General features: G+C 65.7%; 12 protein-coding genes. 8 read left to right on the forward strand and 4 right to left on the reverse strand.

Translation table 11 applies throughout. The features are described from left to right. Positions 1-158 precede the first annotated feature (158 nt). From C5689_RS16840 to C5689_RS16860, 5 genes are all read left to right on the forward strand, one after another. On the forward strand, positions 159-1,232 hold the full coding sequence (locus C5689_RS16840) for a polysaccharide biosynthesis/export family protein (protein WP_244594763.1): 1,074 nt from the start codon (positions 159-161) through the stop codon (positions 1,230-1,232). Positions 1,233-1,448: 216 nt separating this feature from the next. After that, positions 1,449-2,216 carry a CDP-alcohol phosphatidyltransferase family protein gene (locus C5689_RS16845; protein WP_244594764.1) on the forward strand — a complete coding sequence of 256 codons (768 nt, stop codon included), beginning with the start codon at positions 1,449-1,451 and terminating at the stop codon, positions 2,214-2,216. 125 nt (positions 2,217-2,341) lie between these two features. Beyond that, positions 2,342-2,863 carry a Dps family protein gene (locus C5689_RS16850; protein ID WP_108918403.1) on the forward strand — a complete coding sequence of 174 codons (522 nt, stop codon included), beginning with the start codon at positions 2,342-2,344 and terminating at the stop codon, positions 2,861-2,863. A 110-nt stretch (positions 2,864-2,973) separates the two neighbouring features. Beyond that, positions 2,974-5,631, forward strand: a complete 2,658-nt coding sequence (gene pepN / locus C5689_RS16855) for an aminopeptidase N (RefSeq protein WP_108918404.1) — start codon at positions 2,974-2,976, stop codon at positions 5,629-5,631. Positions 5,632-5,748: 117 nt separating this feature from the next. Beyond that, positions 5,749-8,025, forward strand: coding sequence for a sensor histidine kinase (locus C5689_RS16860; RefSeq protein ID WP_108918405.1), 2,277 nt, complete (start codon positions 5,749-5,751; stop codon positions 8,023-8,025). A gap of 39 nt (positions 8,026-8,064) precedes the next feature. Here the strand turns inward: C5689_RS16860 and C5689_RS16865 are convergent, their stop codons facing one another. Both C5689_RS16865 and C5689_RS16870 read right to left on the reverse strand, forming a co-directional pair. Next, positions 8,065-8,430 (reverse strand): hypothetical protein, encoded by a 366-nt coding sequence (locus C5689_RS16865; protein WP_108918406.1) that lies wholly within the window; start codon positions 8,428-8,430, stop codon positions 8,065-8,067. Positions 8,431-8,462: 32 nt separating this feature from the next. Next, a complete protein-coding gene (locus C5689_RS16870) occupies positions 8,463-10,028 on the reverse strand; it encodes a B12-binding domain-containing radical SAM protein (RefSeq protein WP_108918407.1) in 1,566 nt (521 codons plus the stop codon). A gap of 316 nt (positions 10,029-10,344) precedes the next feature. Here C5689_RS16870 and C5689_RS16875 point away from each other — a divergent pair, with 316 nt between their 5' ends. The 3 genes from C5689_RS16875 to C5689_RS16880 are packed head-to-tail and all read left to right on the forward strand — an operon-like array spanning position 10,345 to position 12,771. Beyond that, the gene (locus C5689_RS16875; RefSeq protein WP_108918408.1) at positions 10,345-10,761 is read left to right on the forward strand and encodes an SxtJ family membrane protein; all 417 of its coding nucleotides are present in this window, start codon (positions 10,345-10,347) and stop codon (positions 10,759-10,761) included. A 21-nt stretch (positions 10,762-10,782) separates the two neighbouring features. Then, positions 10,783-10,929: a DUF5989 family protein gene (locus tag C5689_RS18660; RefSeq protein ID WP_166141878.1), complete on the forward strand. Its 147-nt coding sequence runs from the start codon at positions 10,783-10,785 to the stop codon at positions 10,927-10,929. A 6-nt stretch (positions 10,930-10,935) separates the two neighbouring features. Beyond that, entirely contained in the window at positions 10,936-12,771 is a 1,836-nt protein-coding gene (locus tag C5689_RS16880; RefSeq protein ID WP_108918409.1) for a carbamoyltransferase family protein, read from the forward strand. Positions 12,772-12,824: 53 nt separating this feature from the next. Here the strand turns inward: C5689_RS16880 and C5689_RS16885 are convergent, their stop codons facing one another. Both C5689_RS16885 and C5689_RS16890 read right to left on the reverse strand, forming a co-directional pair. Then, entirely contained in the window at positions 12,825-14,264 is a 1,440-nt protein-coding gene (locus C5689_RS16885) for a sensor histidine kinase (RefSeq protein ID WP_108918410.1), read from the reverse strand. Next, positions 14,248-14,931 carry a response regulator transcription factor gene (locus C5689_RS16890; protein WP_108918421.1) on the reverse strand — a complete coding sequence of 228 codons (684 nt, stop codon included), beginning with the start codon at positions 14,929-14,931 and terminating at the stop codon, positions 14,248-14,250. The genes C5689_RS16885 and C5689_RS16890 overlap by 17 nt, the downstream gene beginning before the upstream one ends. Positions 14,932-15,016: the final 85 nt, after the last annotated feature.

A 15,016-nucleotide genomic window follows, 5' to 3' on the forward strand; every position in this document is an offset into this window, starting at 1 on the left:
GGTCATTTGGGCGCGCGGCGAAGCTTCGGGAGCGGCCCGGAGCATTGGTCGGGGGCGGCGTGGTTTTGAAGACGCTTCGTATTTTCGGTGTTTTGGCGGCTGCTTCGCTCTCGGGCTGCAGCCTGCTTCCAGGCAGCGGCCCGTCCGGCGATGCGGTGATGACCGCGGGCACGCCGAGCGAGTCACGGCCGGAGACGGCTTTCGCCCTCGTCGAGATCGACACGAATGTGGTGGCGGCGCTGGCCCGGCATGGCGCGCCGGGCCTGCGCGGCTCCTTCGGCGATTATCGCCCGCCCGCCTCGCAGCCGATCGGCGTCGGCGACACGCTGCAGATCACTCTGTGGGAGGCGGCTTCGGGCGGCCTGTTCTCCTCGCCGGCCATGGAACGGGCGAGCCCCGGCTCGCGCTCGGCGACCATACCGGACCAGACGGTCGGGCGCGACGGCTCGGTGACGGTTCCCTACGCCGGGCGCATACAGGTGGCCGGCCGCAGCCAGCAGGAGGTGGAGGCGGCCATCGTCGAGCGGCTGCGCGGCAAGGCGATCGAGCCGCAGGCGCTGGTCAATGTCTCGCGCAACGTCACCAATACGGCGACCGTGACCGGCGAGGTGACGCAGGGCGCGCGCGTGCCGCTGACCTTGCGCGGCGACCGGGTGATGGACGTCATCGCCGCGGCGGGGGGCTTTCGCTCGCCTGTGCACGAGACCTTCGTCAGCCTGACGCGCGGCGACCGCACCGCGCGGGCGCCGATCCAGGCGCTGCTCGCCAATCCGCACGAGAATATTTTCGTGCGTCCGGGCGATGTGCTGACGGTGGAGCGCACGCCGCAGACCTTCACGGTCGCCGGCGCGACCGGGGCCAACGCCGTGGTGCCCTTCGACGCGCGGGGGATCACGCTGGAGGAAGCGATCGGCAAGGCCGGCGGGCTCGCCGATCAGCGCGCCGATCCGAGCGGGCTGTTCGTGCTGCGCTATGAGCAGACGGCGGCGATCGCCGAATATCCGACCGTGTCGCCGCTGCTGGCGTCGCAGCGGCTGACGCCGGTCGCCTATCATCTCGACATGCGCAATCCGGCGGCTTTGTTCACGGCGCGGCGATTCGCGATGCGGGACAAGGACATATTGTATGTCTCCAATGCGCCTGTGACGGAGATCGCGAAAGCGTTCCAGCTCGTCTCCATGCTGACGCAGCCGGCGATCCAGGGCGCGGCGGTAGGCGCTGCGGTGAAGTGAGGCGGTGAGGCGAGGCTTGTGAAGTGAGGCCCCGGCGGGGCTGCGCGAGATTTGCTCGCCTCTGGAATGCGCCTTAGGTATAGCAATCTCGGTTGACGGGCGAGTCGGGTCCGGGCAAGCTGACGGCGCAGATATTGCGATGCGATGAGGAACGCGGCCTACGGGCCTGCGGGCTTGGTTTTTCGAAGGTTTCTCGGCGGACCGCGAGGGGGTTTCTTGGCGAACCGATTGAATACGAGCCTGTTGGCGGCTGGCGAGCGGCGTGTGCTGCAGGCGCTCGTGTTTCGGCTTCCCGCCTGGACGACGCCGGATCATCTGACGGCGGTGGGTCTGGCCGGTGCGGCGGCGACGGCGGCGGGCTTTGCGCTGACGCATTGGTCGGCGTGGTTCCTGTGGGTGGCGGTCGCCGGCCTGTTCCTGAACTGGTTCGGCGATTCGCTGGACGGCACGCTGGCGCGCCATCGCGGGATCGAGCGTCCGCGCTACGGCTTTCTGCTGGATCATTCGAGCGATCTGATCGCGCAGAGCCTGATCGTGGTGGGTCTCGGGATCTCGCCTTATTTCACGCTTCCGTCGGCGCTGTTCGTGCTGTCGCTCTATCTTTTGATGAGTTCCTACACTTATCTTCGTGTGGCGACGGCTGGGGTGCATCGGCTGTCCTATGGCGGCATGGGGGCGACGGAATTCCGCCTTCTGGTGGCGGGCTGGAGCGTTTTCGCCTGGTGGCTGGGCCCTGCTGTGACGGAAGCGCATATCTGGCGCTTCGCCATTCTGGACGTGTCGGTGGGAACGCTGTCGGCGATCGCCTTTGCGCTGTTCGTGTGGATGGTGCGGCAGGATTTGTCGCGGATGGAGCGCGAGGACGATCGCGAGACGGCGACGATCCACCGCCTGCCGACGACGCGCCGCCCGACGGCCGAGCCGGCTCCGGCCGAGCCCGCCGAGCCGCTCGAAAACGAGCTCCCCAGCGCCTCCGCCGGCTGACGGCGCGCCGACGATCCGTCTCGGCGGGGGCCCCGCCAAAAAATCCGCGCCGGGCCATGGGAAGCCGCGCGCGCCGGCATATCTGGTCATAGCGATCCAGCCCTCCGCTCGAGGAGAAAATCGTAATGACCAATCGTGAACTGCGCTCCCGCCAAAAGGCCGCGCTCGAGACGCCGACCTGCTTCTCGCCCGAGGCGACGCGCGACCTCGCCGGCGCGCTCAACGCTCTGCTGGCGGATGTCTTCGCTCTCTATCTGAAGACGAAGAATTTCCATTGGCACGTCTCCGGCCCGCACTTTCGCGACTATCATCTGCTGCTCGACGAGCAGGGCGCGCAGATTTTCGCGACGACGGACGAGCTCGCCGAGCGGGTGCGCAAGGTCGGCGGCGTGACGCTGCGCTCTATCGGCCACATAGCGCGGCTCCAGCGCATCCTCGACAATGACGCCGATTATGTCGATCCGCAGGACATGCTGGCCGAGCTGCGCGACGACAATAACGCGCTGGCGGCGCGGATGCGCGAGGCGCATTCCCTCTGCGACGAGCGCGGCGACGTCGCCACCGCGAGCCTGCTCGAGAATTACATCGACGAGGCCGAAAGGCGCGTCTGGTTCCTCTTCGAGGCCGGCCGTCGCGGCAACGCCTGACGCAAATCGTCGGCGGCGGCTCTCTTCTCCTGCTGCTTGCCTCGCCCGTTTTCCCTAGCCCGTTGCGAAGGCGCGCCGCCGCGTGTAGGTGTGACGTGCATCGAGGTCCCATGCGCAACCCACCCCCTCAGGCCGTCCGCCTCGCCGACTATCGCCCGCCCGCGTTTCTGATCGACGCGGTCGATCTCGATATTTCGCTCGATCGCAGCAAAACGCGTGTCGCCGCGCGCCTCGCGATCAGGCGCAATCCGGCCGGACAGGCCGGCGCGCCGCTCGCGCTCGACGGCGACGGCTTGGTCTTGCGGCGCGTCGCGCTCGATGGGGCGCCGCTCGCGCCCGAGGCCTATGAGGCGACGCCCGATTCCTTCCTGCTGCGCGCCCCGCCCGAGGGGCCCTTCACCTTGGAGATAGAGACCGATGTCGATCCTTCGGCCAATACGCAATTGAGCGGGCTCTATCGCTCCGGCTCCGCCTATTGCACGCAATGCGAGGCGGAGGGCTTTCGCCGCATCACCTATTTCCTCGACCGGCCCGATGTGCTGAGCGTCTATACGACGCGCATAGAGGCCGATAAGAGCGAAGCCCCGGTTCTGCTCGGCAATGGCAATCCGGTCGGGGCGGGCGATCTCGACGGCGGCCGGCATTTCGCGATCTGGCGCGATCCTTTCCCCAAGCCCTGTTATCTCTTCGCCCTCGTCGGCGGCGACCTCGGCCATATTTCCGAGAGCTATCGCACGAGCTCCGGCCGCGACGTGGAGCTCGCCATCTATGTCGAGCGCGGCAAGGAGCCCTTCGCCTCTTATGCGATGGATTCGCTGGTGCGCTCCATGCGCTGGGACGAGCAGGCCTTCGGCCGCGAATATGATCTCGACGTGTTCAACATCGTCGCCGTCTCCGATTTCAACATGGGCGCGATGGAGAACAAGGGCCTCAACATATTCAACGACAAATATGTGCTGGCCTCGCCGGAGACCGCGACCGACTCCGATTATGCGGGCATAGAGTCGGTGATCGCCCATGAGTATTTCCACAATTGGACCGGCAATCGCATCACCTGCCGCGACTGGTTCCAGCTGTGCCTGAAGGAAGGGCTGACCGTCTATCGCGATCAGGAATTCTCTGCGGACCAGCGATCTCGCGCGGTAAAGCGCATTTCCGACGTGCGCGGCCTGCGTGCGCAGCAATTTCCCGAGGACGCCGGCCCGCTCGCCCATCCGGTGCGGCCGAGCCTCTATCACGAGATCAATAATTTCTACACGGCCACCGTCTATGAGAAGGGCGCCGAGATCGTCCGCATGTTGAAGACGCTGATCGGCGAGGCCGATTTCCGTCGCGGCATGGACCTCTATTTCGCGCGTTTCGATGGAACGGCGGCGACGGTGGAGGATTTCCTCGCCTGTTTCGCCGAAGCCTCCGGCCGCGACCTCGCGCAATTTTCTCTCTGGTACGAGCAGGCCGGCACGCCGCAAATCTCTGTGCAGAGCGACTATGACGCGGCTGCCAAGACTTTCACTCTCGCCCTCGAGCAGTCGACGCCGCCGACGCCCGGCCAGAGCGACAAAAAGCCTTTCGTCATTCCGCTCGCGCTTGGCCTCATCGGCGAGAATGGCGACGAGCTGACGCTTTCCGCAGCGCCCGGCGAGACCGGAGCGAGCGGCGAGGAATGCGCGCGCGGCGTCGTCGAGCTCTCGACGCCAAAACGGAAGATCGTGTTCGAGAATGTCCCCTCGCGGCCGGTGGCGTCGCTGCTGCGCGGCTTCTCCGCGCCCGTGCGCCTCGCGCCGCCGCAATCGGCGGAAGACCTCGAGAGGCTGCTCGCCCATGACAGCGATTCCTTCAATCGCTGGCAGGCGGCGCAGAGCCTCGCGCTGCGCTCCGTCTTCGCCCGCATCGAGGCCGCCCGCGGCGGCGAGGGCGCAGACGACAAGGCCTTTTTCGACGCGCTGAAACGGCTCGTCGAGGCGGGGGAGGGCGATCCGAGCCTCGTCGCCCAGGCGCTCTCTCTCCCGTCCGAGATCGACATCGCGCGCGAGATGGGCAAGGACGTCGATCCTGATGTGATCTATTCCGCGCGCTCCGGCCTGAGGCGCGATCTCGGCCGCTTTCTGGCGCCGGCGCTCGCCGAGGCGCATGCGCGCTTCGCGCCGCAGGAGGGTTTTTCGCCGGATGCCGCCAGCGCCGGCCGGCGCGCCATGCGCAATGTCGCGCTCGATCTTCTCGCAGCGGGCGATCCGGCCTCGGGCGGTCCGCTGGCCGAGCGGCAATTCGCCGAGGCGACGAATATGACCGACCGCATCTGCGCGCTGGCGACGCTGTCGCATCTTCCGGGCGCCGCGCGCGAGGACGCTTTCGCCGCCTTCTACGAGCGCTACCGAAAAGATCATCTCGTCGTCGACAAATGGTTCGCTCTGCAATCGACGATTCCGGAGGTCGAGACGACGGCGCGCGTCGCGCGGCTGATGGCGCATGAGGACTTCTCGCTCGCCAATCCCAATCGCGTGCGCGCGGTGGTCGGCTCCTTCGCCAATGGCAATCCGACGCGTTTCCATGCGCTGGACGGCTCCGGCTATGCGCTGCTGGAGCGCGTCGTGCTGGAGCTCGACCCCAAAAATCCGCAGCTCGCCGCGCGCCTGCTCTCGGCGCTGCGTTCCTGGCGCTCGCTGGAGGAGCGGCGGCGCAAAATCGCCGAGACGACGCTGCGTCGCATTCTCGCGACGCCCGATCTCTCCGCCGATGTTTCGGACATAGCGACGCGCGCGCTCGGCTGAGCGTTTACGTCCTTTTAAGGTCTGGACAAAAGCCCTCCGCCGGATTCGAATGGTGCTGATTCGGGGCGGGATGCGGCGCGTTTTTCCCCCTCTTCGACAAACGCGGGGACTAGCGAAATGGCGCGTGGGCGCGCGGCCAATACGACGACTTGCGCCGATTCCTCATGGAGCGCTGCGGGCTCCGCGAGCATCGGCCGGGCGATCGCGCAACAGCTGAGCGCGCGGCGCGCGACTGTTGCGCTCGGATTCTGCGCTCTCGCGCTCGGCGTGCTGCTTCTCCTTCTAGCGGAGGCGGCGCATGAGCGCGCATTGATCGAGGCGGCGCAGGAGCTCGAGATTTTTGCACGCGCCGTCTCCCGCGACGTCGAGGCGAGCGCGCGCGGCGGGGCGGCAGCGCTGCCCGATTACGCCGCGACGCGCGGACGCCGCGTCGCCGTCGCCGACGCATCCGGCCGGATCGTCGCCGCGACAGCGCCGCTCGATGTCTCCGGCGCGCTCGCCGGCCTGCTCGGCGCCGAGCAGATATTGACCGAATTCGCCGATAAGGCGGGAGTGATGCGCGTCACTCTGGCCGATGGCCGCAAGGCGCTCGCCACTGTGCGCAATCTGGCGCCCGCGGCGGGACAAGTCGCGGCGATCTTGCCTTATGACGCGGCCCTCGCCGATTGGCGCTGGTCGGTCGCGCGCAATGCGGCGCTCGCCGCGGCGGCCGCGCTGGCGACGACGCTCGGCCTCGTCGCCTTTCGGCGGCAGGCGCGCCGCGCCGCGCTCGCCGAGCGCGCGCAGATCGATCTACGCCGGCGCGTCGACGCCGCGCTCGGCTCCGGCCGCTGCGGCCTTTGGGATTGGGACATTGCGCGCGGGCGCATTCATTGGTCGCAATCCATGTTCGCGCTGCTCGGCCTCGATCCGCAACCGCGCTCGCTCTCCTTCGGCGAATTGAAGACGCGTCTGCATCCGCAGGACGGCGATCTCATCGCCATTGTCGAGACCATCGTCGCCTCCGGCTCGCGCGGCATGGATCACGAATTCCGCATCCGCACTGCGCGCGGCGACTTTTTGTGGCTGCGCGCCTGCGCCGAATTGATCGACGATGCGCAGGGCGGCAAGCGCCTCGTCGGCGTCGCCGTCGACATTTCCGAGCAGCGCGCGCTGGCGGAAGGCGCCGCCACCGCCGATATGCGGCTGCGCGACGCCATAGAGACGATCTCCGAGGCCTTCGTGCTGTGGGACGCGCATAATCGGCTCGTCGCCTGCAATTCGAAGTTTTTGGCGCTGCACGGCCTCGCCGCCGAGGCGGCGGCGCCCGGCGCGAGCTATGCGCGCATCATGGCGAGCGCTTCCGCCGCGCTCGCCGAGACGCAGATCGTCTCCGACGAGGCCGTGACGGCGAGCGAGCGCACCTATGAGGCGCGACTCGCCGACGGCCGCTGGCTGCAGATCAGCGAGCGCCGCACCAAGGACGGCGGCTATGTCTCCGTCGGCGCCGACATCACGACGTTGAAGCGCAATCAGGAGAAGCTCATCGACTCCGAGCGCCGGCTGACGGCGAGCGTCGCCGATCTCTTGAAATCGCGGCAGACGCTGGAGGCGCAGGCGCAGCAGCTGGCGACGCTGGCCGAGCAATATCATCTGCAGAAGGGCGAGGCGGAGGCGGCCTATCAGGCCAAGTCCGAATTCCTCGCCAATATGAGCCATGAGCTGCGCACGCCGCTCAACGCCATCATCGGCTTTTCGGAGATGATGCAGGCGCAGGTGTTCGGCGAGCTGGGCTCGACCAAATATGTCGAATATTGCAACCATATCCATCAGGGCGGCCGCTATCTGCTCGATGTGCTGACCGACATTCTCGACATGTCGCGCCTCGAAGCCGGCCGCGTGCGGCTCGACCAGCGCGAGGTGGACGTCTCCGGCGCCGTGCGCGCCACGGTGGAGCGGTACCGCCATAGCGCCGAGACGAAGCGCGTCGAGATCAGCGTCGACGCCTGCGACGGGCTGCGCTGCTATGGCGATCATGACGCGATCGTCAAATCGATCGGCGTGCTCGTCTCCAACAGTCTGAAATTCACCACGGCCGGCGGCGCCGTGCGCGTGCGAGCGCGTCGGCTCGCGCGCTCGGTCGCCATTTTCGTCGAAGACGATGGCTGCGGCATAGAGAAGGCCGCCATCCCCAAGCTCGGCCGCCCCTTCGAGCAGCCGATCGCCGTCATCGAAAATGGCATGAAAGGCTCCGGCCTGGGCCTCGCCATAGCGCGCTCGCTGATCGCGCTGCATGGCGGCGCGCTGCGCATCCGCTCGCATGTGGGCATCGGCACGATCGCGATGCTCCGCATTCCGGTGCGGCCGACGACGCGGGCGATTTCGGCGCAAGGCGCGCGGACGTCGCTGCACTGAGCGTCGTAGCCGCGGCTCGCGAGCGGCGTTAGTGGGCGCTCAGCTTTTCTCGGCGTCGGTCGAATAGACCGATATCTCGATTTCATCGACGGCGCGGCCGATCGTCCTCATGAATTCGGACGGCAGCACAAAGTTTCGCGTCATTGCGTCATGATCGAAATAGACAGCGACATTCGCCGAAACCGATAGCTCGGCGAGAGAGCGCAGTTCGCCGATCGCGCGCAAAAATTTCGACAGCGTCTCTTCGCTGGCGAGGATATGATCGGCCGCGAAAGAAACGAGGTCTCTCTCCGCCGTTGCGACATTCCGCAATGGAGCGACGCCCCAGTCCAATTTTCCGAGATCGGAATGGGGCCGTTCGACGCGCAGCCACAAAATGATGTCCGACAATTCGACTTCCACCATCGCGCGACGTTTCTCCGACCGCTGCTCTTACGTCACTCCGCCGCGGCCTCCGCCATCTCTCGCCGCGGCGGCGCATAGGCGAGCTGCGGCTCCCAATAATTGCCGCGGTCGAACATGTGCCGCGCCTGCGCATATTGGAACATGATGCGGCCGACGATCTTCGCCGTCGCCGGCTTGCGCAGCGCCGCGCCCCACACTTTGTTCCACATGCGCCCCTCGGTGTCGCCGAGACGTCGCACCTCGCCGGCGATCTCTATCGCCTGCCGCTCCACCTCGCGGAATCTCTCGAATTCGGGCAGCTTCTCGCCGCCGAGGTCGCGCGCGCGGCCGAAGCTGTGAATGAAATTCAACATGCGCTCGCCGAACGCGGAGGGCGAATAGAGCGCGTTGCAGAGATTGTGCAGGCCAGAGTTGAGCTCCTCCATGCTCATCGTCACCGGGCGAATATTGGAGCCCCAGGGCACCGCCTGCGTCTCCACTGTGCCTTGCAGCAGGCGCCCCTCGGCCGTGATGCGCTCGAAGAGCGGCGTCGCCTCCGAAGCCATCAGCGCGCCGAGGCTGAAGATGGGGATCGGCGTCGACATGGCGAATTCATATTGCTGTGAAAACACATTCGGCCCGTCGTGATCGAAGCCGACGATCATGCCGCCCATCACCGAAATGCCGCGGTCGATGAGCTTCTGCACCTCGCTCGGAATATCGATCTTCAAATTCTGCTTCTTGCCGGTCTCGCGCAGGCTGTCGAGATTGGGCGTCTCTATGCCGATGAACACTTGATGCACGCCGGCCTCGACCAGCATGTCCATCAGCTCCGCGTCGCGCGTCGCGTCGATGGAGATTTGCGTGACGAAATCCATTTGGTGGCCATTGCGCCGCCAATGCGCCATCGCCTCCAGCAGCTCCTTGCAATGGGCGCGATAGGCGGTGAAATTGTCATCCGCCAAGAATGTCGCGCGAAAGCCCTGCGCCCAGAGCGCGTCGAGCTCCGCGATCACATTTGCGATCGGCTTGTGGCGCTGCTTGCGGCCGAGATATTGGATGACGTCGCAGAATTCGCATTCGAACGGACAGCCGCGCGATGTCTGCACGGCGCCGAGCATGGCGCGATGATTGGGATAGAGATCCCAACGTGGGATCGGGCTCGTCGCCAGCGAAGGCTTGTCGCCGATGTAGCGATCGCGCGGACGCCCGCGGCGCAGATCGGCGAAGAGCTCGTCGGCGATTTCCTCGATCTCGCCGCTCACCAGCACATCGCAATGCGCGGCGAGATGATCGGGGCTGAGGCTGGCGTATGGCCCGCCGATGATGACCTTCTTGCCGCGGCGACGAAATTCGTCGGCGATGGCGATCATGCGGCGGCGCTGGCTCACCTTGCCGGTAACGCAAATCCAATCTGCGTCATGATCGAAATTCACGGGCGCGACGCCCTCGTCGCTGATCTCGATCGCGAAGTCGCGCGGCGCCATGGCGGCGACGGTCGTCGATGAGAGATCGGCCATCATGACGCCCGAGGGCCGGCCGGAGGCGACGAGAATCTCGGCGCCGAAGTAGGTTGGAAAATCTGCAGCGGGATTGATGATATAAAGGGATGAGGTCATTGCAGGCCCCTTTCCGGCAACCCATGAATTAAGGTCTTTTTTTTTGTCGCGCGCAAGCCGAAAGCGCGCCGCGGCCTCTCATTCGCGCGGCGCCCGGCCGTTTCTCGAAGGTAATCCACAGGCTCGCCGGCGCGGCGAGGCCGGGGCGCAAAGTCATGCGAGTGTCGAAACGTCTTGCCGCTCAATCTTCTACATCGATCTGCGGACGCGGATGGGGATACCCCGTAATTGACGCTTCACTTTTCATCGCCTAAGCCTCGCGAGGTTTCGGTGACGACGCGTTTCTACGGTTTTTTTCAGGGGATAGCGCCATAAGATGACGCATGAAGCCCTCATCTCGGATCGGCCGGTCGAGCGTAGTTCCGATCGCTCCTTCGGCCTGGTGATCGCCGCCGCGCTGACCATTTTGGCGCTGGCGCCGATGTGGCGAAACGGTTCTCCGCACCTTTGGGCGCTCGCCGCCGCCGCGGTTTTCGCGGCGCTCGCCATCATCGCGCCGAAGCGGCTCGCAGCGCTCAATGATCTCTGGCTCGCCTTCGGATCGACGCTTCACAAAATCGTCAATCCGATCGTCATGGCCGTGCTGTTCTTCGGCGTGCTGACGCCGATCGCCATCCTCTTTCGGCTGCGCGGGCGCGACCCTCTTGCGCTGCGTTTCGACCAAGCGGCCGAGAGCTATTGGACGCGGCGCGGCGAAGCAGACGGCGCCTCCGACATGCGCAAGCAATTTTGATTCTGACAGGAGACGAATGCGATGGATATGGTTCTAGAGCTGTGGGATTTCGTCGCGAGTCGCAAGAAATATTGGATGGCGCCGGTGCTCGGCGTGATGATGCTGCTCGGCGGCCTGATGCTGCTGCAGGGAACGGCGGTCGCTCCTTTCATCTATACGCTGTTCTGATCGCACGTGCGAATTCTGGGCGTTTCCGCCTTCTATCACGACAGCGCGGCCGCGCTGATCGAGGATGGACGCATCGTCGCCGCCGCGCAGGAAGAGCGCTTCTCTCGCGTCAAGCATGACGCGCGCTTCCCCGCCAACGCCATCGACTATTGCCTCGCCGCCGCCGGCGTCGAGGCGAAGGACATCGATCACGTCGCCTTCTACGACAAGCCCTTCGTGAAGTTCGAGCGTCTGCTCGAGACATACACCACCTTCGCGCCGCGCGGGTTTCAGTCCTTCGCGACCGCTCTGCCGGTGTGGCTACGCGACAAGCTGTTTCAAAAATCTCTGCTCGCGCAAAAGCTGAAACATCATGCGCCCAATGTCGATTGGCGCGTGCGCCTTCTCTTCGCCGAGCATCATCTCAGCCATGCGGCGAGCGCCTTCTATCCCTCGCCCTTCGACGAGGCTGTGGTGCTGACCATGGACGGTGTCGGCGAATGGGCGACGACATCGGTCGCTTTCGGCGAGGGCGCGAAGCTCGTCATGCAGCGCGAATTGCGCTTTCCGCATTCGCTCGGCCTGCTCTATTCGGCCTTCACCTATTACACGGGATTCAAGGTCAATAGCGGCGAATATAAGCTCATGGGCCTCGCGCCCTATGGCGAGCCGAAATATGCGAGCCTCATTCTCGATCACATCGTCGATCTGAAAAAGGATGGCACATTCCGTCTCGATCAATCCTATTTCGATTATTGCACAGGGCTGCGCATGACGAGCGAGAAGCTGCATCGTCTGTTCGGCGGTCCGCCGCGCGCGCCGGAAGAGCAGCTGACGCAGCGTCATATGGACATAGCCGCATCGATCCAGGCGGTGACCGAGGAGATCGTGCTGCGCCTGACGCGCGCGCTGGCGGCGGAGACGGGCGCGCGCAATCTCTGCCTCGCCGGCGGCGTCGCGCTCAATTGCGTCGCAAATGGCAAGGTGCTGCGCGACAAGAGCTTCGAGCGCATTTGGATTCAGCCGGCGGCGGGCGACGCCGGCGGCGCGCTCGGCGCCGCGCTGCTCGCCTATCATGATTTCAACGGGCGTCCGCGCGCCGCGCGCGGCGAAAGCGACGCCATGGAGGGCGCCTATCTCGGGCCGTCCTATTCGCAGAGCGACATAGAGCGCCGCCTCGCCGATTGCGGCGCGCGCTTCACGACGCTCTCGGATGAGGAGACGATCGCCGCCACGGCGCGCGATCTCGCCGATGGCAGGGCGGTGGGATGGTTCCAGGGGCGCATGGAGTTCGGCCCACGCGCGCTCGGCGGGCGCTCCATTCTCGCCGATCCGCGCTCGCCGCAAATGCAGAGGACGCTCAATCTCAAGGTGAAATATCGCGAATCCTTCCGGCCTTTCGCGCCGTCCGTTCTGCGCGAGCATGTCGCCGATTGGTTCGATCTCGATGAGGATTCGCCCTACATGCTGCTCGTCGCCGAGGTCGCGAAACGGCATCGTCTCGCGACCAGTGCGGAGGATGAGGCGCTGTTCGGCATAGAGCGCTTGCAGCGGCCGCGCAGCGTCATTCCGGCGGTGACGCATGTCGATGGCTCCGCGCGCGTGCAGACGGTGCATCGGGAGACCAATCCGCGCTATCACGCGCTGATCTCGGCCTTTCATGCGCGGACCGGCTGTCCCGTGCTGGTCAATACGAGCTTCAATGTGCGCGGCGAGCCGATCGTCTGCAAGCCCGAGGACGCCTTCGCCTGCTTCATGGGCACGGAGATCGAGACGCTGGTCATCGGCAATTGCCATTTGCGCAAGGAGGATCAGGACCAAGCGCTGCGCAAGGATTACAAGGACAGATTCGAGCTCGACTGATGGGTTCTCCCCGCGAGCGGGGAGAGGGAAGGTTGGCGAAGACCGCGCGAATTTTATTCCGCTGACGGCGCCGGCTGAACGGCGGGGGAGGGCGCGGCGCTCGGCGCATGGGTCGCCGGGGCCGCGCGCGGCAGCGCCAGAACGACGCGGAGCCCTGGCGCATTGTCCTCTATGCGCAATGCGCCGCCATGCAGGCGCGCCACGGCGGCGGCGAGCGACAGGCCGAGGCCGGAGCCCGGCCGCGAGCGTGAATTCTCGAGCCGCACGAAACGCCCGATCACGCGGTCGCGATCCTTCTCCGCTATGCCGGGGCCGCGATCGGAAACCTCGATCTCTATACCCTCGGCGCCGTTCCGCGCGGCGACGCGCACCACGGCGCCGGGCTCGCTCGCGCCATATTTCAGCGCATTGTCGACGAGATTGACCAGCGCCTGGCCGAGCAATTCGCGATTGCCGCGAATGGTCAGCCCCTCCGCCGCCGCGACGTCGATGCGCGCGCCATGCTCCTCGGCGACGGGCTCGTAGATTTCCGCAATATCGGCGGCGACGCGGCCGGCGTCGAAGTCGCTGGAAAAATCGCTGCAATAGCCGGCCTCTGCGCGCGCGATCATCAGCAGCGCGTCGAAAATGCGGATGAGAGCGTCGGATTCCTCGATCATATCGGTCAGCGCGTCGCGATATTGCTCGGCGCCGAGATCGGCGCGCAGCGCGGCGTCGGCGCGATTGCGCAGCCGCGTCAGCGGCGTTTTCAGATCATGGGCGATATTGTCGGACACTTCGCGCAGCCCGGTCATCAATTGCTCGATGCGGTCCAGCATGGCGTTGAGATTGGCGCTGAGCCGATCGAGCTCGTCGTCGGCGCCCATCAGCGGCAGGCGCTGCTCGAGATCGCCGGACATGATGCGCCGCGCCGAGGCAGAGAGCTTGTCGAGCCGCGCCAGAATGCGCCGCGCGACGATGAGGCCGCCGAGCGTGCCGATGGCGATCAGCCAGAACAGTGAGGCGACGAGCGCGCGGCGCAATATGCCGTGCAGCAGTCTGCGGTCCTGCAGATCATGGCCGACCAGCAGGCGGAAGCCGCCCGGCAGCTGGAACAGCCGCATCATCGCGCGATGATGGGCGGTGGTCTCGCCGCGGCGCTGATAGCGCGCCTCGACCAGTTCGGATCGATCGGGAAGGTCCGGCGGCAGCGCGGCGATATTGCCGACGATGAGCTCGCCGGAAAATGTCGTCACCAGATAGAGCGAGGCGCCCGGCGTGCGCACGCGGCGCTCGATTACCTCGACGAGCTGGCGTATGCCGCCTTCCGAATATTGCTCGGCGAGACCGCGAATATCGGCGTCGATCGTCTGCGCGGTCTGCTCGTCGAAGAGGTCTTCGACATTGATCTGCACGCGCGTCAGCACAATGGCCGCGCCGATGCCGAACAGCACCAGATAGGCGAGCGACAGCTTGAAGGCCGTCGTGCGGAAGAGTCTAACGAGCGCCTTCACGGATCATATATCCCGCGCCGCGGATCGTATGCAGGAGCGGCGTCTCGCGTCCCTTGTCGATCTTGGCGCGCAGTCTGGAGATGTGGACGTCGATGACATTGGTCTGGGGATCAAAGTGATAATCCCAGACATTCTCGAGCAGCATGGTGCGCGTCACCACTTGGCCGGCGTGCTTCATCAAATATTCCAGCAGGCGGAACTCGCGCGGCTGCAGCACGATCTCCTGTCCGGCGGCGACGACCTTATGGGCGAGCCGATCGAGCTCGAGATCGCCGACGCGATAGACGGTCTCCTCCGGCTTCGGCCCGCCGCGGCGGCGCGCCAGCGCCTCGACGCGGGCGAGCAGCTCGGAGAAGGCGTAGGGCTTGGACACATAATCGTCGCCGCCGGCGCGCAGGCCGCGCACGCGATCGTCCACTTGGCCGAGCGCGGAAAGGATGAGGGCGGGCGTGTCGATCTTCTGCTCGCGCAGGCCCGAGATGAGCGAGAGCCCGTCGAGCTTGGGCAACATGCGGTCGATGATCAGCACGTCATATTTGCCGTCCGTCGCGGCCGCATAGCCTTCCAGGCCGTCGGCCGCATGGTCGGCGACATGGCCTTGCTCGCGGAACGCCTTCACGAGATAGGCGCCGGCTTCCGAATCGTCCTCGACGATCAATATTCGCATTTCATCCATATAGCGCGCCTCGAATGAAAACGGCAGGCCGGCGAGAACGCGCCGACCTGCCGCGACTGACGCGGCGGGAGAGGAG

It is taken from the genome of Methylosinus sporium (assembly GCF_003113265.1).
Lineage (GTDB): Bacteria > Pseudomonadota > Alphaproteobacteria > Rhizobiales > Beijerinckiaceae > Methylosinus > Methylosinus sporium.